24 protein-coding genes are annotated in these 25,156 nt (G+C 57.8%); 14 read left to right on the top strand and 10 right to left on the bottom strand.

Annotated features, from left to right (window positions below):
- Window positions 1-25 precede the first annotated feature (25 nt).
- Together AC6I8V_RS23035 and mqo are read left to right on the top strand one after the other, a co-directional pair.
- Window positions 26-730, top strand: a complete 705-nt coding sequence (locus AC6I8V_RS23035; RefSeq protein ID WP_497846133.1) for a GNAT family N-acetyltransferase — start codon at window positions 26-28, stop codon at window positions 728-730.
- A 231-nt stretch (window positions 731-961) separates the two neighbouring features.
- Window positions 962-2,614 carry a malate dehydrogenase (quinone) gene (mqo, locus tag AC6I8V_RS23040; protein ID WP_497846134.1) on the top strand — a complete coding sequence of 551 codons (1,653 nt, stop codon included), beginning with the start codon at window positions 962-964 and terminating at the stop codon, window positions 2,612-2,614.
- 40 nt (window positions 2,615-2,654) lie between these two features.
- Here mqo and AC6I8V_RS23045 read toward each other — a convergent pair whose 3' ends face one another.
- Together AC6I8V_RS23045 and AC6I8V_RS23050 are read right to left on the bottom strand one after the other, a co-directional pair.
- The gene (locus tag AC6I8V_RS23045; protein WP_497846135.1) at window positions 2,655-3,122 is read right to left on the bottom strand and encodes a DUF1203 domain-containing protein; all 468 of its coding nucleotides are present in this window, start codon (window positions 3,120-3,122) and stop codon (window positions 2,655-2,657) included.
- 570 nt (window positions 3,123-3,692) lie between these two features.
- Window positions 3,693-3,908, bottom strand: coding sequence for a YdgH/BhsA/McbA-like domain containing protein (locus AC6I8V_RS23050; protein ID WP_497846136.1), 216 nt, complete (start codon window positions 3,906-3,908; stop codon window positions 3,693-3,695).
- 273 nt (window positions 3,909-4,181) lie between these two features.
- Here AC6I8V_RS23050 and AC6I8V_RS23055 point away from each other — a divergent pair, with 273 nt between their 5' ends.
- Genes AC6I8V_RS23055 through AC6I8V_RS23065 form a run of 3 tightly spaced genes read left to right on the top strand, consistent with a single transcriptional unit; the run spans window position 4,182 to window position 7,116 of the window.
- Window positions 4,182-5,525: an aspartate aminotransferase family protein gene (locus AC6I8V_RS23055; RefSeq protein ID WP_497846137.1), complete on the top strand. Its 1,344-nt coding sequence runs from the start codon at window positions 4,182-4,184 to the stop codon at window positions 5,523-5,525.
- Window positions 5,522-6,079 (top strand): carboxymuconolactone decarboxylase family protein, encoded by a 558-nt coding sequence (locus AC6I8V_RS23060; RefSeq protein WP_497846138.1) that lies wholly within the window; start codon window positions 5,522-5,524, stop codon window positions 6,077-6,079. The genes AC6I8V_RS23055 and AC6I8V_RS23060 overlap by 4 nt, the downstream gene beginning before the upstream one ends.
- 11 nt (window positions 6,080-6,090) lie before the next feature.
- A complete protein-coding gene (locus AC6I8V_RS23065; protein ID WP_497846139.1) occupies window positions 6,091-7,116 on the top strand; it encodes a C45 family autoproteolytic acyltransferase/hydrolase in 1,026 nt (341 codons plus the stop codon).
- On the opposite strand, the gene AC6I8V_RS23070 is transcribed toward AC6I8V_RS23065, so the two are convergent.
- The gene (locus AC6I8V_RS23070) at window positions 7,113-7,613 is read right to left on the bottom strand and encodes a MarR family winged helix-turn-helix transcriptional regulator (RefSeq protein ID WP_497846140.1); all 501 of its coding nucleotides are present in this window, start codon (window positions 7,611-7,613) and stop codon (window positions 7,113-7,115) included. The genes AC6I8V_RS23065 and AC6I8V_RS23070 overlap by 4 nt on opposite strands.
- 114 nt (window positions 7,614-7,727) lie before the next feature.
- On the opposite strand from AC6I8V_RS23070, the gene AC6I8V_RS23075 reads away from it, so the two are divergent.
- Window positions 7,728-8,480 carry an alpha/beta fold hydrolase gene (locus AC6I8V_RS23075; protein WP_497846141.1) on the top strand — a complete coding sequence of 251 codons (753 nt, stop codon included), beginning with the start codon at window positions 7,728-7,730 and terminating at the stop codon, window positions 8,478-8,480.
- Between the two features lie 218 nt (window positions 8,481-8,698).
- On the opposite strand, the gene AC6I8V_RS23080 is transcribed toward AC6I8V_RS23075, so the two are convergent.
- Window positions 8,699-8,908, bottom strand: a complete 210-nt coding sequence (locus AC6I8V_RS23080; protein WP_497846142.1) for a YdgH/BhsA/McbA-like domain containing protein — start codon at window positions 8,906-8,908, stop codon at window positions 8,699-8,701.
- 413 nt (window positions 8,909-9,321) lie between these two features.
- Window positions 9,322-9,537 (bottom strand): YdgH/BhsA/McbA-like domain containing protein, encoded by a 216-nt coding sequence (locus tag AC6I8V_RS23085; RefSeq protein ID WP_497846144.1) that lies wholly within the window; start codon window positions 9,535-9,537, stop codon window positions 9,322-9,324.
- Window positions 9,538-9,698: 161 nt separating this feature from the next.
- Here AC6I8V_RS23085 and AC6I8V_RS23090 point away from each other — a divergent pair, with 161 nt between their 5' ends.
- Window positions 9,699-10,112 carry an NUDIX hydrolase gene (locus AC6I8V_RS23090; protein ID WP_497846145.1) on the top strand — a complete coding sequence of 138 codons (414 nt, stop codon included), beginning with the start codon at window positions 9,699-9,701 and terminating at the stop codon, window positions 10,110-10,112.
- Window positions 10,113-10,128: 16 nt separating this feature from the next.
- Here the strand turns inward: AC6I8V_RS23090 and AC6I8V_RS23095 are convergent, their stop codons facing one another.
- Window positions 10,129-11,298 (bottom strand): ROK family protein, encoded by a 1,170-nt coding sequence (locus AC6I8V_RS23095; RefSeq protein ID WP_497846147.1) that lies wholly within the window; start codon window positions 11,296-11,298, stop codon window positions 10,129-10,131.
- Window positions 11,299-11,552: 254 nt separating this feature from the next.
- Between AC6I8V_RS23095 and AC6I8V_RS23100 the strand changes: the two genes are divergently transcribed.
- The 5 genes from AC6I8V_RS23100 to AC6I8V_RS23120 are packed head-to-tail and all read left to right on the top strand — an operon-like array spanning window position 11,553 to window position 16,588.
- A complete protein-coding gene (locus AC6I8V_RS23100) occupies window positions 11,553-12,800 on the top strand; it encodes an extracellular solute-binding protein (protein WP_497846148.1) in 1,248 nt (415 codons plus the stop codon).
- Window positions 12,801-12,809: 9 nt separating this feature from the next.
- Window positions 12,810-13,718: a carbohydrate ABC transporter permease gene (locus AC6I8V_RS23105; RefSeq protein ID WP_497846149.1), complete on the top strand. Its 909-nt coding sequence runs from the start codon at window positions 12,810-12,812 to the stop codon at window positions 13,716-13,718.
- Window positions 13,708-14,547, top strand: a complete 840-nt coding sequence (locus AC6I8V_RS23110) for a carbohydrate ABC transporter permease (protein WP_497846150.1) — start codon at window positions 13,708-13,710, stop codon at window positions 14,545-14,547. Before AC6I8V_RS23105 ends, AC6I8V_RS23110 begins: the two co-directional genes overlap by 11 nt.
- The gene (locus tag AC6I8V_RS23115) at window positions 14,544-15,497 is read left to right on the top strand and encodes a carbohydrate kinase family protein (RefSeq protein WP_497846151.1); all 954 of its coding nucleotides are present in this window, start codon (window positions 14,544-14,546) and stop codon (window positions 15,495-15,497) included. The genes AC6I8V_RS23110 and AC6I8V_RS23115 overlap by 4 nt, the downstream gene beginning before the upstream one ends.
- Before the next feature lie 2 nt (window positions 15,498-15,499).
- Window positions 15,500-16,588 (top strand): ABC transporter ATP-binding protein, encoded by a 1,089-nt coding sequence (locus AC6I8V_RS23120; RefSeq protein ID WP_497846152.1) that lies wholly within the window; start codon window positions 15,500-15,502, stop codon window positions 16,586-16,588.
- 184 nt (window positions 16,589-16,772) lie between these two features.
- Here the strand turns inward: AC6I8V_RS23120 and bamA are convergent, their stop codons facing one another.
- Entirely contained in the window at window positions 16,773-19,214 is a 2,442-nt protein-coding gene (gene bamA / locus AC6I8V_RS23125; RefSeq protein WP_497846153.1) for an outer membrane protein assembly factor BamA, read from the bottom strand.
- Between the two features lie 230 nt (window positions 19,215-19,444).
- Window positions 19,445-20,854 (bottom strand): MFS transporter, encoded by a 1,410-nt coding sequence (locus tag AC6I8V_RS23130; RefSeq protein WP_497846155.1) that lies wholly within the window; start codon window positions 20,852-20,854, stop codon window positions 19,445-19,447.
- Between the two features lie 116 nt (window positions 20,855-20,970).
- Between AC6I8V_RS23130 and AC6I8V_RS23135 the strand changes: the two genes are divergently transcribed.
- A complete protein-coding gene (locus AC6I8V_RS23135; protein ID WP_497846156.1) occupies window positions 20,971-21,828 on the top strand; it encodes a helix-turn-helix transcriptional regulator in 858 nt (285 codons plus the stop codon).
- On the opposite strand, the gene AC6I8V_RS23140 is transcribed toward AC6I8V_RS23135, so the two are convergent.
- Window positions 21,815-22,717 carry a LysR family transcriptional regulator gene (locus tag AC6I8V_RS23140; RefSeq protein ID WP_497846157.1) on the bottom strand — a complete coding sequence of 301 codons (903 nt, stop codon included), beginning with the start codon at window positions 22,715-22,717 and terminating at the stop codon, window positions 21,815-21,817. The genes AC6I8V_RS23135 and AC6I8V_RS23140 overlap by 14 nt on opposite strands.
- Window positions 22,718-22,813: 96 nt before the next feature.
- Here AC6I8V_RS23140 and AC6I8V_RS23145 point away from each other — a divergent pair, with 96 nt between their 5' ends.
- Window positions 22,814-23,818, top strand: coding sequence for a zinc-dependent alcohol dehydrogenase family protein (locus AC6I8V_RS23145; RefSeq protein WP_497846158.1), 1,005 nt, complete (start codon window positions 22,814-22,816; stop codon window positions 23,816-23,818).
- Between the two features lie 34 nt (window positions 23,819-23,852).
- On the opposite strand, the gene AC6I8V_RS23150 is transcribed toward AC6I8V_RS23145, so the two are convergent.
- Window positions 23,853-25,151 (bottom strand): NtaA/DmoA family FMN-dependent monooxygenase, encoded by a 1,299-nt coding sequence (locus AC6I8V_RS23150; protein ID WP_497846159.1) that lies wholly within the window; start codon window positions 25,149-25,151, stop codon window positions 23,853-23,855.
- Between the last annotated feature and the right edge of the window lie 5 nt (window positions 25,152-25,156).

Here is a 25,156-nt window from a genome sequence, read left to right on the forward strand (position 1 = left end):
ACGGAACTGAATTAAGGAATGTAACGTGGCGCATTTTAATCAATATGGTCAACCGGTAGGAACGCCGCTGCCCGACTGGCAGCCGGTTGTGCGTCCTCCGGCCATCCCGCTGGCAGGACAGTTTTGCACCCTGGCCCCGCTGCAATCCGGGCATTGCGCATCGTTGTACGCCGCGTTTTCCCAGGCCAGCGACGATCGTGACTGGACCTGGCTCGGTGCGGAGCAACCGCGCTCGCTGGCCGAGCTGCAACGCTGGGTCGGCGATAAAATTGCCGACGCCACGCTGGTGTCCTATGCGGTGATCAGCCATGCCAGCCAGCAGGCCGTGGGTGTGGTATGTCTCGCCAATATCGATCCGCAGAATGGCGCGCTGGAGATTGGCCATGTGACCTGGTCTCCCCTGATGCAACGCAACGTGCTGGGTACGGAAGCGCTGTATCTGCTGCTGGCCCAGGCCTTCGCGCTCGGCTACCGGCGTGTGGCCTGGCGTTGCGATTCGTTAAACCATGCCTCGCGGCGGGCGGCGGAACGCATCGGCTTCACCTTTGAAGGACGTTTCCGTCAGGCGATGACGCGTAAACAGCGCAATCGCGACACCGACTGGTTATCGATAATCGATGTTGAATGGCCCGCCATTCAGCAGGCGATAACGGCCTGGTGTGGCGCAGAAAATAGGGATAATCACGGTCAACAAATACATCCGTTGCGCCATTTCTTTAACCAAAATTAATTCACCGCCGCACCGGATGCCCACGTTAAAATAGCGGTTATCTTCTGGTTTGTTGATTGCCAAATAACCGCTTTCCCCGCAGGGAAATATCCTGGTTACATTTGTAACCAAATAAATCCGTTATTTCAGTTCAATAGTTTTTAAACTAAAAAAATTTTAATATTTCAATAACAATGTTTTAAATTTGTTGCGAACTCTTTAATCATCGCCTAAGAAAACGTTGTCAACTTAATGAAAAATCCAACTAAATTAATCACCTCGCTTTCGCTCACCGCCTTACTTGTCAGCTCAGCCGTCCATGCCGCCGATGCGCCGGAAAAGACTGATGTGCTGCTGATTGGCGGGGGCATTATGAGTGCTTCTCTGGGGACCTGGCTGGAAGAATTACAACCCAGCTGGAAACAGGTAATGGTAGAAAAACTGGACGGCGTCGCGCTGGAATCGTCCAACGGCTGGAATAATGCCGGTACCGGTCACTCCGCCAATATGGAACTGAACTATACGCCAGAACGTCCGGACGGCAGCATTGATGTCAGCAAAGCGCTGGAAATCAATGAAGCCTTTATGATTTCCCGTCAATTCTGGACCGCTCAGGTTAAACGCGGCGTATTAAATAATCCGCATAACTTTATTAATTCTACGCCGCACATGAGTTTTGTCTGGGGCGATAAAAACGTTGAGTATCTGACGAAACGTTATGAAGCGTTGCAGAAAACCGTGCTGTTCCAGGGGATGAAATTCTCCACCGATCACGCGCAAATTCAGCAGTGGGCGCCGCTGATTATGGAAGGTCGCGATCCGCAGCAGAAAGTTGCTGCCACCTGGACGCCGGTCGGCACCGATGTGAACTACGGTGAAATCACCCGTCAGCTGATTGGCAGCCTGAAAAAGAATGACAACTTCACGCTGGAAACCTCCTCTGAAGTCACCGATTTCAAACGTAACAGCGACAACAGCTGGCACGTCACTATTAAAGATGTGAAAAGCGGCGCGGATCGCACCATCGATGCCCGTTACGTGTTTATCGGCGCTGGCGGCGGCGCACTGAAATTGCTGCAAAAAACCGGTATCCCGGAAGGCGACAACTATGCCGGATTCCCGGTGGGTGGCTCGTTCCTCGTGACCGAAAACCCGGCGATCACCAGCCGTCATCTGGAAAAAGTGTATGGCCAGGCTTCCGTTGGCGCACCGCCGATGTCCGTTCCGCACCTCGATGCCCGTTTCCTTGACGGCAAGCGTGTGGTGCTGTTTGGACCGTTCGCCACCTTCTCGACCAAGTTCCTGAAAAACGGCTCGCTGTTTGATCTGCTGGGCACCACGACCACCCGCAACTTTATGCCGATGACCCATGTAGGCATCGATAACTTTGACCTGGTGAAATATCTGGTTGGTCAGGTGATGCTGAATGATGATGACCGTTTCGCCTCGCTGAAAGAGTACTTCCCGCAAGCGAAGAAAGAAGACTGGAAACTGATTCAGGCGGGTCAGCGTGTTCAGATCATCAAAAAAGATGCGGAAAAAGGTGGCGTGCTGAAGCTGGGGACTGAAATCGTGACCGATCAGCAGAAAACCGTGGCCGCCCTGCTGGGTGCATCGCCGGGCGCGTCGACCGCGGCACCGATCGCCATCAACGTGATCAAGCAGCTGTTCCCGACCGAGTTCGCCAGCGCCGAATGGCAGCAGAAGATCCATCAGATCGTTCCTGCCTATGGTCAGAAGCTGAACGACAACGCGGCGCTGGCGCAGCAGGTGTGGGATGACACCGCGGCCACGCTGCAACTGACCAAACCTCCGGTGATCGCTATGCCCGCCGCCGACGCGCAGCCGCAGGCAGCCGCACCAGCCAAAGCTAGCTCCTCGCCACAACACGATATGGCGCTGTAAGCCTTAACCCCGCGCCCTTGTGGTGCGGGGTTTTCTTTTATTAGCTCCGCTCAATTACGCACAGATAGCAGCCGAATCGGGCGCTATGCGCGTGGATATAGGCGGTGTCCTCAGCGTTCAGCAGTTGCAGAACCATCGATTCCGCCTCTCTTCCGGCAACAACTTCCGCGGCAATAATCATATGCGCGGCATTAAAGGCGCGCAGCGACAGGAGTCGGCTGGTGAGATACGGCGGCATTTCATCGACATATATTCCCTGCACCGTCGCCCCCTCATGGATAAAAATGGCATGAGTGCCAGCGTAAGGTGTGTCGGCAGGCTGATAAACGTGATTGATAAGAATGGCATTTTCGCCCTCAGGAACATCCCGCAACGTAATGCGATCCGGATAGCCCGACGCTTTTTCTACCCGCACCCGAACGGCACGATGGGCCGCCAGGTAGCGATCGTCTTTGCCATATAAATGCGTGAAATCGCGGCTGTTCAGACCGCGGATGCTGTATGTCATAACCCCTCCGCAATGGTTAAGCTTTGCGGTATTTAACCCCCGTCAGCGAGAGATTACTCGCCGTTAACGGTCACGGAGATGGGTTTTAACGCGGTAGCAGGCGAGGTACAAAGGCCGGACGATTTGCCTGGTGCGCATCAATGCGCAGCCTGCGGATTTGTTGTGAGCGTGATTTCCGCGCGGATGGTTTGGTTTGCTGGTGCGCATAAATGCGCACCCTACGGATTTGTTATCAACGTTATTTGCGTGCGGATGATTTGCCTGGTGCGCATAAATGCGCACCCTACAGATTTGTTATCAACGTTATCTGCGTGCGGGTGGTTTGCTGGTGCGCATTAATGCGCACCCTACGGATTTGTTATCAACGTTATTTGCGTGCGAGTGGTTTGCCCCGTAGGGTCGCCATTAATGGCGACCTGACCGAAACCGCACCCCAGGCCCGCCAATGATGGCAACCAGCCCGAAAACCGCACTCCACCGTAGCGGCGCGATTTATCGCGCAACAGGTTCAGATGCGAAAAAGGCCGCCTTGCGGCGACCTCTTCCGGCACATCCCTGTACGACCATCCGTTATTTATACAGTTCTGCGGTCATGTGAACACGGTTGTTGGTGTTCGCTTCGGTAATTTTGTACTGATCGCCCTGCTGTGCTGCCTGAGCGGCGATTTTCGCTTCCGCACCGTCGAGAGTTGAAGAGGTCACGGAAATGCTCTGAGCGAAGCTACCGAATGACATCAGTGAAAGAGCGGCAACAGCGGCGATAGACATAGCTTTGATAGTTTTCATGGTCTTAATCCTTTGGTTTGTATGGTTAGAAGGTTGTGCGCCTTCGATGGAAGTAATAATAACCATAGTTATCGTTTCTAGATTGATAATTAGTGCGATAACTGTGATCGTGCTAATCATAACTTCCCCGACACGCGCTGAAGCGCGATTCATTTGACGCTATGGCGAAAAAAATAAATTCATTTGAATCAATATTGCATTGACGTGATTCAAATGAATCCTGCAAGATGTTTTCCCTCTATCGCGCACGCGTTTCACGAGCAGGAAAAAAGCATGAGTCACATCATTCACCGCAGCCTTCGCGCCACGCCAGCCGTGGCTGTCAGCGCGCAAGGGGCGTACATCACCGATGCCAGTGGTAAGCGTTATCTTGATGCCTGCGGCGGTGCCGCGGTGTCCTGCCTGGGTCATGGTCATCCCGAGGTGCTGGCTGCCATGCATCGCCAGATTGATCAGCTGGCTTATGCCCACACCAGCTTTTTCACCAGTGAAACCGTTGAACAACTGGCGACGCAGCTCACCCGCACCGCTCCTAGCGACCTGAACTATGCCTACTTCGTCTCAGGCGGTTCAGAAGCGGTGGAAACTGCGCTGAAACTGGCACGCCAGTATTGCGTTGAAACCGGCCAGCCTCAGCGCACAACCTTTATTGCCCGTAAGCAGAGCTATCACGGCAACACCCTCGGCGCGCTGGCGGTGGGGGGAAACGAATGGCGTCGTCGTCAGTTCGCTCCGCTATTAATGGATGTGGTGCGCGTGTCAGCCTGCAATGAATACCGCGATCGCCGCGCTGATGAGAGCCAGCAGCAATACACGCAGCGTCTGCTGAACGAGCTGGAAGAGGCCATCATCACGGCTGGCCCGGAAACTATCATCGGTTTTTGCGCCGAAACGGTAGTCGGCGCCACCACCGGCGCCACACCGCCCACCCCTGGTTACTTCCAGGGCGTGCGGCGTTTATGTGACAAGTACGGCATCCTGTATATCGCCGATGAAGTGATGTGCGGCATGGGTCGCACCGGCACCCTGCACGCCTTTGAGCAGGATGGCGTGGTGCCGGACATCGTCACCATCGCGAAAGGCCTGGGCGGCGGCTATCAGCCGATTGGCGCCGTGCTGGCGAGCGAAAAGATCGTCGCCGCGTTGCAGGCAGGCAGCGGCCTGTTCCAGCATGGCCATACCTATATCTGCCACCCGACGGCGGCAGCGGCGGCGCTGGCGGTGCAACAGATCATCGAACGCGATAACCTGCCTGAACAGGTGCAGCAGCTGGGCGCGTATTTGCATCAGGCGCTGCATGAGGTGCTGGGTGAACTGCCGCACGTCGGCGACACGCGCGGCCGCGGCCTGTTCGCTGGTGTGGAACTGGTGCAGGATAAAGCGAGCAAAACCCCATTCGACCCCTCGCTGAAGCTACATGCCGCCATTAAGGCGCAATGTATGGCGCGTGGGTTAATGGTCTATCCGATGGGCGGCACCGTCGACGGACAATATGGCGATCACATCCTTATCGCCCCGCCCTTTATCGTAACCCGCCCGCAGCTGGATTTTGTGGTGGATACGCTGCATCAGGTGATTCGCGAAGAGACGCGTAAGCTGAGAGGACGCCCGTTATGAACCGTTTACCCGCCCTCGCTGCCACACAGTGGAGCGACGAGCAGCGCCAGCTGGCAGAAGAGATCATCAATGGACCACGCGGCGCGCTGTTGCCGCCGTTTGAGCCGCTGCTGCGCAGCCCGGAACTGATGGCACACGCCCAACGCATGGGTGAATACCTGCGTTATCGCAGCGCGCTGGGTCAGCGTCTGTCGGAACTGGCGATTCTGCTTACCGCCCGCCACTGGTCACAGCCGGTTGAGTGGGCCATTCACGCCCCTATCGCCCGCGACAAAGGCATTGCCGCCAGCGCGGTGCAAGCGATTAATGAACAACGCCAGCCGGAAGATTTACAGGCGGATGAATGGGTGGTGTATCACTTCTGTCAGCAGCTGCAACAGCAGAAATCAGTGAGCGACGATATCTGGCAACAGGCCATCGCGTTATGGGGCGAAAAAGGCGTGGTTGACCTGATAGGCATCAATGGCTATTACAGCTTCCTTTCGATGATCATGAACGGGGCACAGACGCCTGTCCCGGACACCCAGGATTTTATTATCTGCACCGAGAAGTGAATAAAAACACCATGAAAACAATCTCCATCAGCGGTTCTCCTTTCGCCATCGGCAAGCGTCTCGGCGAGTCTGGCCGCGACGCCTGGCACCAGAAACTGACCCAAACCGCGCTGTGGCAGACGGTGATCGCCATGCGTACCTCCGCGCCGACGCTGGCGATGCGCGAGCGCGTGATGGCCGAATATCCGCTGATCTGGCAGGAGCTGGAGGGACTGGCGCAGGGGCTTGAGGCGAGTATTGACCACGTATTTGCCTGGAACTGCCGGGGCGATCTGGTGCGCTCAACCTCGGATGGCTGTACCACGGTGGCCGGTTGCAACAGCCGCGGTGAGCGGATCATCGCGCATAACGAAGATGGCTTTCCGCAGCTGCGTGCCGATTGTGCGCTGGTGCAGATCACACCGGATGAAGGGCTGGCGTTTACCAGTTTTGCCTATCCCGGCTCGATCTGCGGCCATACCTTTGCCGTCAACGAAAAAGGCGTGGTGAATACCGTCAATAACATTCGCGCCTTACACCGGCCAGCAGGTTTACCACGCCAGGTGCTGGCGCGTGCGGCGCTGAACGCCAGCACGCTGGACGAGGCTGTCGCCCTGTTAACGTCTCAACCCCGCGCCGGTGCCTTCCACCATACGCTCGGCCAGCTGGGCGACGCGCGGATTTTCAGCGTAGAAGCGACCGGTTCGGGCAGCGCGGTGCGGCCGTTATCCGGTGCGTTCGGGCACGCCAATCATCTGATTGACCCGCAGATGGCGGATGTCGGGCAACTGGTGACGGAAAGTTCCGCAGCGCGTCAGGACCGACTGACGCGCTGGCTGGCAGACCAGCCGCAGCTCACCACGGCAACCGCCAAAGCCATTTTGTCCGACCAGCATGATGCGCAACTGCCCATCTATCGCCTCTCCGCCCAGGATCCCGATGATGAAAACACGCTGGCAACCGTGGTATTTACCCTTGGCGCGCAGCGGGTTGACTGGCAGATTTTCGGCCTCAACCGTTATGAAGCCGACCTTACGGGCAGCATCAGCGTCAGTTAACTCTCCGGCGCCGCCACGTTCCCCACCAGCGCCGCGTTAAGGGCGCTGATATCCGCATTCATGCGAATCAGATCCGCAGGCATCAGGCCGGATGATTTCAATAACGTCTCGCTGAGGCATTTCGTCTGGAACTGTAATGTTTTGCCCTTCTCCAGCAATGCCACGATCACCTGCCGCTCGTTGTGCGGATTGCGGCGACGACTGACAAATCCCCCCACTTCCAGCCGTTTCAGCAGTGGCGTAATGGTGCTCGGTTCCAGCATCAGGCGTTCGGCGATCTCACCCACCGTCTGATCGCCGCCTTCAGCCAGCACATCCAGTACCAGATGCTGAGGATAGGTAATGCCGAACTCGTCGAGAATCGGCTTGTAAAGCCGGGCGATGGTCAGTCCAGCCGAATAAATCGTAAAGCACAGCTGTTCGCTGAGCGGTAAAGGTGCAGGCAGGCTCACGGTGATTCTCCTTAGCGCATACCGATGATTACAACGATAAAACATATCGCGATAAATAATTTTCTTTACTTTACTCTTTTTGCGCCTATGATGTCATTTATCGCGATAAATGTTATCGAGACAAATTAAACTTCCATCACAACTTCGGAGCACAAGATCATGAAATTTACCCGCACTCTCCTTGCCGCCGCCTGCGTATTCACCCTGTCCGCCCCGGTTTTTGCTGCACCCGCTCAGCCCGTGAAAAACGTTGTACTGGTCCACGGTGCCTATGCTGATGGCTCCGGCTGGAAAGCTGTCGCACAAATCCTGCAGAAAGACGGTTATCACGTCAGCGTAGTGCAGGAGCCGCTGACCTCACTGGCCGATGACGTAACAGCAACGAAAAATGTACTGGCGCAGCAAACTGGCCCAGCCATTCTGGTGGGGCATAGCTATGGCGGCGCGGTGATCACCGAGGCCGGGAATGATGCGAAGGTAGCCGGTCTGGTTTACATCGCCGCCTTCGCACCGGATGAGGGCGAGTCGCTGGGGCAGCTGATTCAGAGCAAACCCGGCAAGGCGACCAGTATCGGCCTGCTTCCCGGCGGTTTCCTGGCGGTTAATCCGGCCCACTTCGCGCAGGATTTTGCTGCCGACGTCCCGGTTGCGCAGGCAAACTACATGGCGATTTCACAGGTGCCGATGGCAGCCAGTATCGGCGGAACCAAAATCGCCAACCCGGCATGGAAAAACAAACCGGTTTATGCGGTGGTCGCCACCGAAGACCGGATGATCAACCCGGATTCCGAACGCGCCATGTATCAACGCGCCCATGCGCAGGTGACCGAGGTGAAAGGCAGCCACGCGGTGTATGTTTCACAGCCTAAAGCCGTGGCGAAAGTCATCGAGGAAGCGGCCCGTTCGCTTTAAGCCAGCCAGGCGCGATCGAACGCGCAATGGATACAGATGCAAAAAGGTCGCCCAGTGCGGCCTTTGTTGTTTGCAGATTGTTGCCGGGTCGCCATTGATGGCGACCAGCCTGAAAATCGCATCGCACCGTAGCGGCGCGATTTATCGCGCAACGATTCCAGACGCAAAAAAGGCCGCCTTACGGCGACCTTTTCCGCTACTTCCTCAACCACTAACCGTTATTTATACAGCTCGGCGGTCATATGAACACGGTTATTGGTGTTCGCTTCGGTAATTTTATACTGCGCGCCCTGCTGTGCCGCCTGCGCAGCGATTTTGGCTTCGGCACCGTCCAGCGTTGAGGCGGAAGCGGTGATGCTTTGTGCGAAGCTGCCGAAAGAAACCAGACTCAGAGCCGCAACTACAACGAAAGTTTTGATAGATTTCATGGTCATTTCCTCAGAGATTTTTTAAGTGGTGGGGCGTTCTGCCCCGATGCGAGAAAGAATAGACCTGTCGTTCGTTGAGTAAAAGCTGAGCATTTTGCTGAAGTGCATCAAAAAATCTGAACGTCATTAAATGCCGGTGGTTTGCCTGGTGCGCATTAATGCGCACCCTACAGATTTGTTATCAACGTTATTTCCGCGCGGATGATTTGCCTGGTGCGCATTAATGCGCGCCCTACGGATTTGTTATCAACGTTATTTCCGCGCGGATGATTTGCTCCGTAGGGTCGCCATTAATGGCGACCGGCCCGAAATCCGCACCGCACCGTAGCGGCGCGATTTATCGCGCAACGGATTCAGACGCAAAAAAGGCCGCCTTACGGCGACCTTTCCGATACACCTTCAACCTCTGAGCGTTATTTATACAGCTCGGCGGTCATATGAACACGATTGTTGGTGTTCGCTTCGGTAATTTTGTACTGTGCACCCTGCTGCTGTGCCTGAGCGGCGATTTTCGCTTCCGCACCGTCGAGAGTTGAAGAGGTGACGGAGATGCTCTGAGCGAAGCTGCCAAATGACATCAGTGAAAGAGCGGCAACAGCGGCGATGGACATAGCTTTGATAGTTTTCATGGTCTTATTCCTTTGGTTTGTTTTGGCAGAAGACTGTGCGCCTTCGATGGAAGTAATAATAACTATAGTTATCGTTTCATGATTGATAATTAGTGCGATAACTGTGATCGAGCTAACTATAACAGTCAGCGAGTGACGAGAACGGTTAAGGAACAGAAAACATGAGTGAAAAGAAAAAGATTTATATCGCTTCGGCCATCATTACCGACGCAGCAGGACGCTGCCTGTTGGTCAGAAAGCGTGGCACCCCGTTTTTTATGCAGCCAGGCGGCAAGATCGAGGCGAACGAGCCAGCGAAGACGGCCCTGGCGCGCGAGTTGCAGGAAGAACTGGGTTTAACCACGGTGCCGGAGCAATGCATCTATGTCGGACGCTTCACCGACGTTGCGGCTAACGAGCCGGGACAGGAAGTGGTCGCGGAAATCTTTCATCTGATCACCGAGCAGACGGATTTCGTGCCAACCGCGGAAATTGAAGAAGCGGTCTGGTATCAGCCGGAGGGCGAGCAACAACTGAAACTGGCCCCGCTGACGCAAAATCATCTTCTTCCGCTGCTGCCAGCCTTACTGGCCTGAAGCAGCGGGCGCGCCGTTATTTCATTAAAACCTGAAACTGCGGGTTAAATTCGTCGAAGATCGGCAAGGCTGCGGCGCCGAGCGCGGCAGTATCGCTGCCGGTCATCCCGGTTTTCAGCCGCGACCCGGTGAGATAACGGCCGCGCACCGATTGATACAACGGCGGCAGGCGCTGAACGATCTTATCCAGCAGCGCGGCAGGCATCATGCCGCCGATAATCACGCTTTCCGCATCGAACACACATTCCAGCATATTAATGGCCTGACGCAGCGGTGCCAGCACGCTGTCGATCCAGCGATCAAATAAGGCCGGGTCAACCTCAAGTAAATCGTCCGGCAGCGCGGTCATCGGGTCCAGCCCGCAAAATTCATAGGCCGCCTGCAACGACACATAACGTTCGAGACAACCCTGGTTGCCGCAATAACAGGCGCGTCCGCCGGGTTCGATAACGATATGCCCCACTTCCCCGGCGTTGTGCGCATGGCCGGTATAGATATGACCATCGGTGAAGATCCCGGCGCCCAGGCCGGTGCCGATATAGAGATAAATAAAGGAGTTAAGCTGACGCGCCACGCCGTGAAAACGCTCGCCAATCGCCGCTACCGTGGCATCGTTTTCCAGCGTCACCGGCAATCCGCTCATGCCCGCCAGCTCCGCCTCGATATCCACCTTCTCCCAGCCATTAAGCGTGGTTGGACCCACCGAGGAGATCCCCTCAACGCCAAACGGCCCCGGCATCACCACGCCGATACCCAGCACCTTCTGCCAGCGTGCGCCCAGCTGGGTTTTGATCTCCGCCAGCACCTCGGCGATGCGCGCTAAGGTGGCAACCGGCTGGGGTTTCTGCACCAGAATAAGGCGACGGAAATGGATTTCGCCGGTCAGATCCACCAGCACGATCAACAACGTCTGATGATCCAGATGGATACCAATCGACCAGGCGCTGGCCGGATTTAACGTCACCGGAATCGCCGGTTGCCCACGTCCCTGCTTGCGTGGCTGACGGCTGGCAAGCAGCTCCGCTTCTTCCAGTTCCGCCACAATGTTCGATACCGTCTGCGGAGTTAAGGCGGTCAGGCGCGCCAGCTCGGCACGCGTCAGTTCGCCGTGCAGCCGAATGGCTTCGATGATCACGCGGCGGTTGTGCGCACGCGCGTGTTCCAGATTGGTTCCCGACGTTTTCATCCTGTTCCTTTAGCCCTTAACCGCAACCGCATCAATATCTATGATCGCCTACACATTTTCCATGCTGATCACCTGACAGACGAAAAAATCTGTGCAGAGTAATGCACAGTGGCAAGCGAGATTTCTGCCCTGGCACGTCACTTGCTTAAGCTAATCGATGTCAGCCCCAGCAATCTGACAACCTGTGCGCGTTATTAAATCAATCAAATTGATTTAATTAAACACCCTCTTTTTGCATCAAGGCGGAGAAAACCATGAAAACCCGATTCACCCCCACGCTGAAAGGATGTTTTGCAGCCATGCTGTTAGTGAGCGCGGGAAGCGCAACAGCGGCCACCTCGATCAATGCGCTGTTTATGACCCAGGCTGCTTATAGCGAGAACGACATTCGTGCCATGACACAGGAATTTGAAAAAGCGCACCCGGACGTGCAGGTCAATCTGGAGTTTGTCCCCTACGAAGCGCTGCACGACAAAATCGTTGCCGCGCGCGGCGCCGGGGGGAACGGCTATGATGTGGTGCTGTTTGATGCCATCTGGCCCGCCGAGTTTACCCGTTTCGATCTGTTGCAGGACGTGAGCAGCCGCATCACGCCGGAAGAGAAATCCCAGATTTTCCCTGGCGCGATGAACACCGTGGTGTTCAAAGGTAAAACCCTCGGTATGCCGTGGATCCTCGATACCAAATACCTGTACTACAACAAAGCGATGCTGGACAAAGCCGGTATCACTGCCCTGCCGCAAACCTGGCAACAGGTGATGGATGACGCGCGCATCATCAAACAGAAAAATATCGTGAAGTATCCGCTGGTGTGGAGCTGGTCGCAGGCCGAAGCGCTGGTGTGCGATTACACCACGCTGGTCTCCGGTTTTGGCGGCAAGTTCTACCAGGACGGCAAGCTTGATTTCTCCAGCCCGGCGTCATTGCAGGCGGTAAAACTGATGAAAAGTTCGCTGGATGAAGGCCTGACCAACCCGGCATCACGCGAATATCTGGAAGAGGACGTGCGTAAATCCTTCTCCAACGGCGATGCGGCGTTCGCCCTGAACTGGACCTACATGTACAACATGGCGAACGATCCCAAGCAGAGCAAGGTGGCGGGCCAGGTAGGCATCATGCCTGCGCCGGGCGACGCACCGGGTAAAGTTGGCGCCGTCAACGGTTCGATGGGCCTTGGTATTGCCAAAGGCAGCAGCCATCCGGACCAGGCGTGGCAGTACATCAACTATATGACCTCGCAGCCGGTGCAGAACAAATACGCCACCCTGAGTCTGCCCATCTGGAAAAGCTCCTATCAGGACCCGGCGGTGCTGAAAAACCAGGAAAGCCTGATTGCCGCCGCCGACAAATCGCTTAACGTGATGTTGTCGCGCCCGGAAACCGCCGACTACTCCCGCCTTTCCAACAGCCTGCAACAGCAGCTACAACAGGTGCTGCTGGGTAAGGTGACGCCGGAAGCAGCCATGCAGACGGTAGATAAGAGCGCGGCACATCTGCATTAAGGAGCCAGTATGCTGAGTTTGCGTCAACGCGAACAGCGGCAGGCATGGGTGCTGCTGGCACCCATGTTACTGGTGATGCTGCTGCTCACCGCCTGGCCTCTGCTGCGCACTATCTGGCTCAGTTTCACCGATGCCGCCCTGATTGGCAGCGGAGAAGCGCCCGGTTGGGTCGGGCTGGAAAACTATCTGTTTGCCATCACCGATGCCGATTTTCAGACCTCGCTCTGGCGCACGCTCTACTTCACGGTGGTGTCGGTGGCGTTTGAAGGGGTGATTGGCGTGCTGGTTGCGCTGTTGCTGAATCAGAAATTTGCAGGTCGCAACGTCTTGCGCGTGCTGGTGATCCTGCCCTGGGCGCTGCCGACCATCGTCAACGCCATGATGTGGCGACTGAATTTCAACCCGGACTACGGCAGCATCAACGCGCTGCTGACCCAGTTGGGCATTATCGATGGCTATCGCAGCTGGCTGGGATCGCCGGATTCAGCGCTGAACGCCGTGATGTTCGCAGATATCTGGAAAAACTACCCGCTGGTGACGCTGCTGGTACTGGCGGCGCTGCAATCAATCCCGGATGACCTCTTCGAAGCGGCACGGCTGGATGGCGCCTCCGCCTGGCGGCGTTTTCGCGCCATCACCTTCCCGGCGATTGTCGGCCCTCTCAGCGTGGCCCTGGTGTTACGTACCATCGATGCGTTCAAGATCTTCGACATTATCTACGTCATGACGCGCGGTGGCCCGGTCGACAGCACCAAAACCCTGAGCTTTTATGTTTATCAGGAATCCTTTAGCTACCTGCGGGCCGGAAGCGGCGCGGCTTATGCCATGCTGATGACCCTGCTGTGCGCGGTGTTAATCACGATTTACATGTTGTTATTGTGGCGGCAACGCCGTCGCGGGAGCGCTTATGAAGGCTAAGCTGCGCACCGGCGCGAAATATTTCGCTGCCCTGCTGGTCGCCGTTTCGGTGCTGGCACCGATGGGCTGGCTGTTTCTGATGAGCGTCAGCGCCACCAGCGATCTGACGCGTGTGCCGCTGGAGTGGATACCGCGTCAGTGGGATTTCACCCGCTATGGCAGGCTGCTGTCGCTGGCGCCCGACCAGCCCGGCACGCTGTTTCTGCACGCCCTCGGCAACAGCCTACTGGTGGCAACCGGCGCCACGGTAATTTGTCTGCTGCTGGCGATCCCGGCTGCGTTCAGCTTCTCGCGCTATCGGGGTCGCGATGGCTGGCTGTTTGCCTCGCTGGCTATCTACATGGTGCCGCCGGTGGCTTTTGTGCTGCCGCTGTACTTTTTGTTGCAGCAGTTCGACCTGCTCAATACCCGCCCAGGCCTGATCATCGTTTATTGTTCGCTGATTTTGCCCTTCCTCACCTGGATGCTGAAAAACCAGTTCGATGCCCTGCCGCAGGATATCGAGCAGGCGGCGCGCCTGGATGGGTTACGCGTCTGGCAGGTGTTGCTGCGCATCACTCTGCCGCTGGCGAAGCCGGTATTGGGAGCGGCAGCGCTGTTCGGCTGGCTGCTGGCGTGGGACGAATTCTTCTACGCCCTGTTGTTCACCAGCAATATCGCCGCGCAAACCCTGCCGGTCACCATTGCCGGGTTTACCGCCGGACGCGCTACCGATGACGGCCTGATTGCGGCGGTCGGTATTCTGGCCTCGGTGCCTCCACTGTTTATTGCTATCTGGCTACAGAAGACGCTGGTAAGCGGCCTTGCCAGCGGCGGGAGTAAAGAATGATCAGCACAACGGCTGCCACCGCCACCTTATATGTGGTGGGCAATATTAACGTCGATTTAATCATGGGCACGCTGGACCAGTGGCCGCAGCGCGGCACCGAGGTGATGGTGAAACACAGCGAGCTGCGTCCGGGCGGTTCAGCGGGCAACTGCGCGCTGGCGCTGGAGGCGATGCAGGTGCGTCATCGCGCCATCGCCAATCAGGGCGATGATGGACTGAGCCAGTGGCTGGCGAGCCATTTTCCCCACAGCGCCGCACACTGGCCGCGCACGACCTGCGAAACCTCGCTGACGGTGGGCGTCACCCACTCCGATCACGAACGTTCGTTTCTCAGCAACTACGGCCATATCGTACAGCTGACGGCGCAGCAGGTGCTGGCACAGCTGCCGCAGCAGGCCGAGCCGGGCGATATCGTGCTGCTGTGCGGCACTTTTCTCTGCCTGCATCTGTATGACGAATATCCCGCGCTGCTGAGCGAACTGCGCCAGCGCGGCTACCTGATTGCCGTGGATACCGGCTGGCCGCCGCAGGGCTGGACGGATGAGGTCAGGCAGGCTATCGCCCGCTGGCTGCCGCTGTGCGACTGGCTGCTACTGAATGAAGTGGAAACCCTCGGTCTGGCCGCGGCGGCTACCTTAAGCGCCAGCGCGCAATGGCTGACGCAGCAGCTCAGCGGGCGCGGCGGTTGCGTGGTGAAATGCGGCGAACAGGGCGCCCGCTGCTGGCAGCGCGACCAGCAGCTCAGCCAGCCTGCGCGTCCGGTGACGGTGATCGATACCATTGGCGCGGGCGACAGCTTTAACGCCGGGTTTCTCACCGCGCTGCTGCATCAGCAGGATGCCGCCCGCGCGCTGCAATGGGGCATCGCCGTGGCCGCGCTGGCAATCAGCACCACGCCGCGCCGCTATCCCGACTGGCAACAACTCCAATTTTCGGCAAAGGAATCTTAATCATGGCCAGTGTTGAACTGATCAAAGTCGCCAAGCGCTACGGCAAACAATCGGTGCTGCATCCGCTCGATCTGACCATTCCCGATGGCAGCTTTACCGTGCTGGTCGGGCCGTCTGGCTGCGGCAAATCGACGCTGCTGCGCCTGCTGGCCGGGCTGGAGAGTCTCTCCGACGGCGCCATCCTGATGGACAAGGTACAGATTAACGATCGCGATCCCGCTGACCGCGATATGGCGATGGTGTTTCAGAGCTACGCGCTTTACCCGCACCTGACGGTGGCAGAAAACCTGGCGTTCCATATGCAGGTCAAGAAGGTGAAACGCGAGGAGCAGCAGAGCAAAATCCAGCGTATCGCGGCGATTCTGGGTATCGATCAACTGTTACAGCGCTACCCGCGCGCCCTGTCAGGCGGGCAGCGTCAGCGCGTGGCGATGGGCCGCGCCATGGTGCGCAATCCGCAGGTGTTCCTGTTCGATGAACCGCTGTCAAACCTTGATGCGCAGCTGCGTATGGAGCTGCGTGCGGAGATCAAAGCGCTGCATCAGCGCTTCAAAACCACCATGGTGTACGTCACCCACGATCAGGTGGAGGCGATGACGCTGGCCGATCAGATTGTGGTGATGCAGGCAGGGCGCATCGTGCAACAGGGCGCGCCGCTGGCGATTTACGATCGTCCGGCGAATACCTTTGTGGCGCGATTTATCGGTTCGCCGCCGATGAACCTGCTGCCCGCGCAGTTAATCGCCCATGATGGGATTCCGGGTGTGCAGTGTCAGGATCTGTGGCAACCGTTGCCGGCGCGCTGGCATGGTGTGGCGCGCGAGCGGGATGGCGATAAAGTGACCATTGGTTTGCGTCCGCATGATTTGCGTGAAGTCAGCAACGGCGCGCCTGCCGCCGTGAAAGTGGTGGAGATCACCGGTGAGTCCACCCTGCTGCATCTCGACTGGCACGGCCATGCGCTACATATGCAGCTTGCCGGGCGTCACGCCGCCAGCAGCGGCGATGCACTGATGCTGGGCTTTAATAGCGAGAAAATACATCTGTTTGATACGGAAACCGGTTATCGCTTAAACGAATCCGCGGGCTGAATATAAAAAAGCCACCCTTAAAAAGGGTGGCGAAATTAAATTCAGTTAATCTGTAACGCATAACAACGATGTTCGCGAACACTCATTCCTTAAGCATTGCACGATGACTATTTTACTCGTCTGAATATTCCAGTCTGTCTTATCCGTTTAAAGATAATGTAAAGTCTGATTCAGAATTTAACATTTACCAGGTTTTCCCGATATTAAACTGGAACTGTTCAGCCTTATCGCCTTCATATTTCTTGATCGGCACCGCATAGGAGAACACCAGCGGACCCAGCGGCGACTGCCATTGCAATGCCAGACCGCTGGAAACACGGATTTCACTCGGATCACCGTAATCCGGGATACCCGCCGCACGCGTTGCCGCAGTATTTTCCCATTTGGTATCCCACACCGTACCGGCATCGACAAACATTGAGGTACGCAGCGAGCTTTCATAACGTTCGCTGACAAACGGCGTCGGCACGATCAGCTCGGCGCTGGCGACTGCCATGGCGTTACCGCCCACCGCATCATCCGATTTCGCCACTGCACAGTTGCCGTAGCTGCTTTCGCTACCGGCACAGCTGTAATAGGCGGCTTTCGGACCAATGGTGTTGGAGGAGAAACCACGTACCGAGCTGGAACCACCGGCATAGAAGTTGTCGTAGAACGGCACTTCTTTCCCGCCGAGTCCATCGGCATAACCCGCCTTGGTGCGCCCCATCAACACCCAGCGATGATCGCTGCTGAGCGGGAGATAGGCGTTCGCGTTAAGCGTACTTTTGTAGTAGCTGTTGGTTGAACCCGGAATGGTGACTTTGGTGTTAAAGCCCGCTGACACGCCGGATGTCGGGAAGAAACCACGGTCCAGAGAGTTATATCCCCAGCCGACACTCCAGAAGACGTCATTGGCGCTAAAGGTATTGGAGGTGGTTTCATAATCATCATCCGCTTCATCATCATCGGTTTCGATAACGTTGGGATGGACGCCCACGGAGTCCAGATAACGCCACATCGCAACCTGCGGAGCCATATTGCTGACGCGGTTGTAGACGTAATCCAACCCGGTATTAATGCTGTTATTTTCGCTGATCGGGAAACTTAAGCTGGTGCCGGCCCCCAGACTCTTCAGCGTATATTCGGAGAGGTCGTCATCGTCCGCTTTGTAGTCGTTGTAGAACAGTTTGCCGCCAAGGCTGACGCCGTCCACCGTGAAGTACGGGTTGGTGGCGGACAACTCCACGTAAGTCTGATAATCGTTTTTGGTGCCGCTAAAGCCAACGGTGTTACCGGTGCCCATCCAGTTATCCTGGCTGACCCCGAGCTGGAAGCTCACGCCGCTGTCGGTGCCGTAGCCGACGCCGACGTTGAAGGTGCCGGTGTTGCGCTCCTTCACTTTATAAACCACATCGACCTGGTCCGGGCTGCCCGGTACGCGCTGCGTATCCACATCGACGTTTTCAAAGTAGCCGGTACGATTCAGACGTTGTTTACCCTGGTCAACTTCATTGCTTGCCAGCCAGGAGCCTTCCATCTGACGCATTTCGCGACGCAGCACCGAATCTTTCGACGTGTCGTTACCTTCGAAACGCACCTGGCGCACATAGAAACGGTGTCCGGCATCGACATTGACGTGCAGTTTTACCGATTTGTCGCTGTCGTTAATTTCCGGCTGAGTACTCACCTGCGGGAAGGCATAGCCGTAACGACCCAGCAGGCTTTTGATCGCTTCTTCGTTCTGGGTAATCTTCGCGCCGCTGTAGAGGCCGCCTTTCGGTTGCTGAGCCAGTTTTTCGATTTCGGCCGAGTGTCCCGCCAGATCGCCGGTCACGGTTACGCCGCTGACGTGATAAACATCCCCTTCGTGAATATTGACGGTGATGTAAATGCCTTTACGGTCCGGGGTTAAACTGACCTGGGTAGAATCAATATTGAAGCGCGCATAACCGCGGTCGAGATAATAACTGCGCAGCGTTTCCAGATCGCCGGAAAGTTTTTGTTTCTGGTATTTCTGATCGGCAATGAAATTCCACCAGGGCACATCGTCACGCAGCTGGAATTGCGAGACCAGTTCATCATCGGAAAAGGCATGGTTGCCCACGATATTGATCTGCTGAATTTTCGCCGATACGCCTTCGGTAAAGATAAATTTCAGATCGACGCGGTTACGTGGCAGCGGCGTCACCACCGCTTTTACGCTGGCGGTATATTTCCCGACGCTGTAGTAGAAATCCTCCAGCCCCTTTTCAATCGACGACAGCATGGTGCGGTCGAGCGCTTCACCGACGCGCACGCCGGAGGCATCCAGATTCTGTTTCAGCTGATCTTCTTTGATGGCTTTGTTGCCGGAGAAGGAGATGCTGGCAATCGCCGGACGTTCCCTCACTTTAATCAGCAGCGTATCGCCGTCACGCAACACCTGCACATCTTCGAAGTTGCCGGTGGCAAACAAGGCACGAATGGTATTTTTGATGTCGTCATCATTGACACGATCGCCGACACGCAGCGGCATGCTCAGCATAGCCGCACCCGGTGCGACACGCTGCAATCCATCGAAATGAATATCCCTGAGGGTAAAATCATCTGCACCGAAGGCAGTGGTGGTTACTATGAAAAGTAACCCGGTTAACATCTTTTTCATCTGCTATGAGCCTGCCGCTATTCCTGTGCCTGGTTCGAATGCCTTCATCCCGCACCACATAAAACGGGCTGAACGCGTGGTTCAGCCCGTCAGTTGTGGCGTTATGTTCCGGAAAAAAGACCGCTGAGCCAAAGGTAAATTCATCGCGACAGACGGATTTTCGGTTATTTTACAATAAGGTGAAACTCTCCTGCTGAAATCACCCCACAAGGATTACGCCAGACATACATTTAGCTTTCCGCGACGGGGGTCTGGAAGGGGCGACGGTTGAGACTGGTTAACACCACCAGCACCGCCATCAGGCACCATTCCACCACCAGAGTGCCGGAAATCGCCGACAGATGATTGCCATGCAGATACAGCTGGGTAAACACGCTGCCGAGCAACATTGGCCCTAAACCCAGCGCCGATTGCTGCACGGTTGACAGCATCGCGCTGCCCGCGCCCGCCTGATGATGCGGCACCCCGGTCATACCGATACGGTAAAAGGTGCTGACGATAAACGACTGACCAAAGCCAATCAGCGCCGTTGATGGGATCAGCGTCACCACGCCGACATTCGGCCAGGCGAGGTGTAGCGTGGCGATAAGCCAAAGCAGACCCACCATCTGAATGGCACAGCCGGTCAGCAGCGTGGTGCGTTTGCCGCGCCGTTCCACCATGCGGGTGGTTTGCAGCGATCCGATAAAATAGGCCGCACCCAGCGCAATGAAAGCGTTGCCCGACTGGAAAGCGCTCAGCCCCAGCCCGGATTGCAGCGTCAGCGCCACGGCGAACATAAAGCCGCTCCAGCAGGAGAAGAACAGCACCGCCATGGTCAGGCCAAAACGAACCCCCGGCAGGCGCAGCAGCGACGGCGGCAGCAGCGGTGCGCCCTGCGCCGCTTCCAGCCGCAAGGAACTCTGACGCAGACGCAGCAGACACAGCGGGAACAGCGCCAGCAGCAGCACGCACGGCCACGACCAGTGCAGCACCGGACCAAGCGCCAGCGCCAGCATCAGGCTGCCGACCGCACCGGCCAGCAGCAGCGTGCCGCTGACGTCAATCGCCACACGCTGGCTATTGCGCGTTTCCGGCACAAAACGGCGCGCGGTCACCAGCACAAACAGGCAAATCGGCAGGTTGATAAGAAACACGCTGCGCCAGCCATAGCCGCCGATATCCGCCTTAATCAGAAAACCGCCCAGCACCTGGCCGATAATAAACGCCAGCCCGCCGATCCCGCCGTACAGGCCGATAGCCCGCGCATGTTCCCGCCCCTTCAGGGTGACGTGCAGCGTGGCAAGGATTTGCGGCACGATAAACGCCGCCCCGACCCCCTGCAACGCACGGGCGAACATCAGCAGCCCGACGCTATTGGCGATACCGCACAGCAGCGACGCCAGACCAAAAATCCCTACCCCCGCCAGGAACACCTTGCGACGGCCATAGTTATCCCCCAGTCGTCCAGCCATCGCCAGACAGATGGCGAAAGCAATGCCGTAAACCGCCACGATCAGCGCCAGTTCAATCGGCGTCGCGCGCAGCGTATGCGCCATTGCATCGAGCGCCACGTTTACGATTGAAAAGTCGATCATCGGCAGCAGCTGCCCGGCCAGCAGAACCAGCAATCCTGCCCGTTGAAGTTGCGATGTTTGCATCGGTTTTGCCCTTGTTTTTGTCTTCACTGCGGCATAGCATCACCTAATCATTAAACGGGTACCAGTTCTTGTTTATCATGGTATAAATACTACCCGTCTTGTCAGGAGATCCGCCGATGACCACAGCGCAACCGGCCACCCGAGCCGCCAGCGACAGCCGAAAACTATTGGGTACTTTTTTGCGTACGCGGCGCGAGAGTCTCGACCCGAATCGCCTTGGCTTGCCGCGTATGCGTCATCGCCGCACGCCGGGCCTGCGGCGCGAAGAAGTGGCGCAGCTGGCGGACGTTGGCGTGACCTGGTACACCTGGCTGGAACAGGGGCGTGATATCAAAGCCTCGCCGAAAACCCTCACCGCCATCGCCAGCGCGTTGCAGTGCAATGATGTGGAAACTCAGCATCTGTTTTCCCTCGCCGGGCATAGTCTGCCGTCGGTGCGGGAGGTGGCCGCCTGCTGCAAAATCGCCGCCCATAATCAGCAGATGCTGGATGCGATCCAGTTACCGGCGATTATCGAAACGCCGCGCTTCGATATCCTCGGTTACAACGCCGCCTGGTGCGCGCTGATGGGCGTGGCTTTGGCGGAGATCCCACAGGAGGATCGCAACTGCATCTGGCTGGCGTTCAACCATCCCGGCTGGCGCGCGGCGATGGCAGATTGGGATGAGGTGATGCCGCAGATGGTGGCGATGTTTCGTGGTCAGATGGGGGAGCATCTCGGCGACCCGCACTGGGAAAGTTTTCTCGCCCGCCTGCTGGCCAGTTCCGACGAATTTGGTCGCACCTGGCAGCGTTATGAATTGGGCAAAGTGGAGAACCGCGTAAAGCGCTTTCAGCGCGCCAGCGTGGGCGAAATGGCACTGCGGCAGAACAACTGGTGGTCCGCCTCACGCAATGGCGACCGTTTGCTGGTGTATGTCCCGGACGATGACGCCAGCGCGGCGGCGTTGCAGCAGCTGATCACCAGCGCTTAACCGCGAACCACGCCGTCAGCCAGTCGGTCAGCGCCGTAACCTTAGCTGACTGCAACTGGCTGGAGGGTTTTACCAGCCAGACGCCATCTTCGCCGCCAGGCTGCCACTCCGTCAGCACCGGCACCAGCGTCCCCTCAGCCAGCTCGCGCTGTACCAGCCAGTCGGCCACCATCAGCACGCCATGGCCAGCCAGTCCCGCCGCGATCAGCGTATCGATATCATCGCTGGCAAAGCGGGTTTGCACCGTGACGGACACCGTTTGTCCGGCCCGCGCCAGTTTCCACTCCGGCCAGGTCGCCATCGGCGTAAACCCCAGGCAGTCGTGCTGACGCAGATCCTCCGGCACGTCCAGCGCCGGATGCCGTTGCAGATAATCCGGCGCAACGCATAGCAGGCGACGCGTCGGTGCCAGCCTGCGCGCGGTCAGACGGTTATCGGCCAGCACGCCGATACGAACCGCGAGATCATAATTATCGCCAATCAGGTCAACGTAGCGGTCATTGCAGCTCAGCAGCAGGCGGATGTCGGGATAATGTTGTAAAAAGCCCGGCAGCGCCTGTGCCACCCAGCGGCGACCAAAAGCGGCTGGCGCGCTTAGCCGGATGGTCCCGGCCGGACGCGCCGCAAGCTGCCGTGCCTCCTCTTCAGCTTCGCGCAGCAGCTCATCCGCCAGTTCGATTTTTTGCCGGTAGCGCTGCCCCTCTTCCGTCGGACGGATGCGCCGCGTGGTGCGTTCAATCAGCCGAATCCCCAGCCGTTTTTCCAGCGCGGCAATGCGGCGCGAGATCACCGAAACATCACGCCCCAGCTCCCGCGCCCCGGCGCTGAAACTCCCGGCGCGCACCACGGCCAGAAAGGCTTCGCGCTGGCGAAAATCGTCGTCCTGCATTATTGCACCCCATGCAATGATCATTTGCGAATCGTAGCGATTATAGCGCTCCTTTCTGCGGCAGGATAAAGCCTGATGCCACAACCGGAGAAAACTATGCAAGCTATTCAGTTAACCGCGCCATCACTGGACGCCCTGCAATTGACCGAACTTCCGCGCCCACAACCAGGATATGGCGAAGTATTGATTCGTCAGCACGCCGTCAGCCTGAACTACCTCGATTTAGCGCTGGCCACCGGGCAATTTGGCCGCATCGCGCGCCCAATCATTCCGGGCGCCGACAGCGCAGGCGCAATCGTGGCGCTGGGAGACGGCGTCAGCGGCTGGCAACCCGGCGATCGTGTGGTGCCGGGGATGATGTTCAGCTGGCATTCTGGCCCCCTCCAGGCCCGGCATCTCCAGGCGCATCGCGGCGTCTCCAGCGATGGCGGCCTGGCGCAATATGCGGTGGTCGCGGCGGATGCGCTGGTACGCATCCCGGATTTTCTCAGCTGGGAACAGGCCGCCACGCTGCCGATTGCCGCCACCACCGCCTGGAACGCCATCGTCACAGGCAAAGTGCGCCCCGGCAGCACGGTACTGCTGCTGGGTACCGGCGGCGTCAGCCTGTTTGCGTTGCAATACGCCAAAGCGGCTGGCGCGCGCGTGATCATCCTTTCTTCATCGGATGACAAGCTGGCGCGGGTGAAAGCGCTGGGGGCGGATGAGGGAATTAATTATCGCACCACGCCGGAGTGGGATCGGGCGGTTCTGGAACTGACGCACGGTCAGGGCGCCGATTTGGTGCTGGAAGCGGTGGGCGGCGCGACTTTCGCGAAATCAATTAACGCCGCAGCCTTTAACGCCACGCTGTTTGTTATTGGTTTTGTTGGCGGTGCTGAGCTAACGGTGCCGGTTTTGCCGATTATGCAGAAAATGTTGCACATTGTCGGCAATAACACCGGTTCCACCGCCGATCTGCGCGATGCGGTGCGGGCCATCGCTGCACAGGCTATCCAGCCGGTCATCGATAAGACGTTTGCATTGCAGGCTACCGCGGCGGCTTACCGCTACCTGCAAGCGGCGCAGCATGTCGGGAAAGTGGTGATTCGCATTGCCTGACCGACCGGCCAGCGTGTTGCTGGCCGGGGGTTTTTCACCGTTGCGGCAGCGGCGCCAGCTCCAGACTGCTACGGAAATCGCTTCCCTGATACTCCGTATCCAGCAGCTTGCGACGACGCAGTTCCGGCAGCAGGCCGTTAAGCAGCCGATCCTGCTGGTCCGGATTGCCCAGCCCGTGCAGCGAAATAACGTCCAGCACCCCGGCCTGATAGCGTTGTTCAATCGCGTCGGCCAGCGTTTCCGGCGTGCCTGCCACAAACCAGTGGCCGGTTTCTTCCGCTTTAATAATCAGCTCGCGCAGCGTCAGCCCCTCCAGCGCGTACTGGCGGAAAATCGCCGCTCGGCCCTGACGACGATGTACCTGCGCCAGCTCCGGAATCAGCCGCGCAGGCAGTGGCTGATCCAGCGGCAGCTCGCCGAGATCCACCACCCCGCCCAGCATATCCGCCAGACGCAATCTGCCCTGCTGATAGTCGATGCGATCATGTTTCTCCCGCAGGCGCCGCGCCACATCCGCCTCACTGTCGCCGATAATCGCGTGAAAGGAGTTCATGATCAGCGGAGGATGATCGGCGCGACCGAAGCGCGCGGCCCGCTGCCGGACATCCGCGACAAAGGTCTGTGCGGCAGCCAAGGTTGGCTGCGAGGTGTAAATCACCTCGGCATAGCGCGCGCCCAGCGTCACGCCGGCTTCCGATTGCCCGGCCTGGAACTGCACCGGACGGCGCTGCGGCGACGGCGGCACGTTGAGCGGCCCGGCCACCTGGAAAAAATCGCCCCGATAGTGAATCGGATGCAGCTTACCGGGATCGATACGGATTCCGCCGCTGCCGTTGCGTTGCACCGCGTCAGGCGCGTTGGCATCGTACAGCGCGTTCATCACCTCGATAAACTCGGTGGCGCGCGCATAGCGTTCCGCCGGTGGCGGCAGCTCGCCGCCGCCAAAATTCTCTTCGCCGACGGATGAGGTCACCGCATTCCAGCCAGCGCGACCACCGCTGATATGGTCGAGGGTGCCGACCTGGCGCGCCAGATGGTAGGGATGCAGCCAGCTGGTGCTGACGGTGGCGATCAGGCCAATCTGCGAGGTTGCCTGGCTGAGCGCCGCCAGCGCAATCAGCGGGTCCTGGCTGCCGGTGTTGCCCGCCAGTCCGGCCGCATCGGCCTGCAACAGATCGGCGGTGAACAGCGCGGTAATTTTTTCGTGTTCGGCGATTTTCGCCAGCGCTATTGCGCGGGCGATGCCGATCCCTGGCTGGCTGTCATTGCCTGCGGAGATCACGCTGCTGGCACCCACCAGCGTCTTCAGTTTTCTGCGATAAGGTTGCGACACGGTTT

The sequence above is a fragment of the Pantoea sp. X-Soil-TKNS-1207 genome (assembly GCF_059730485.1).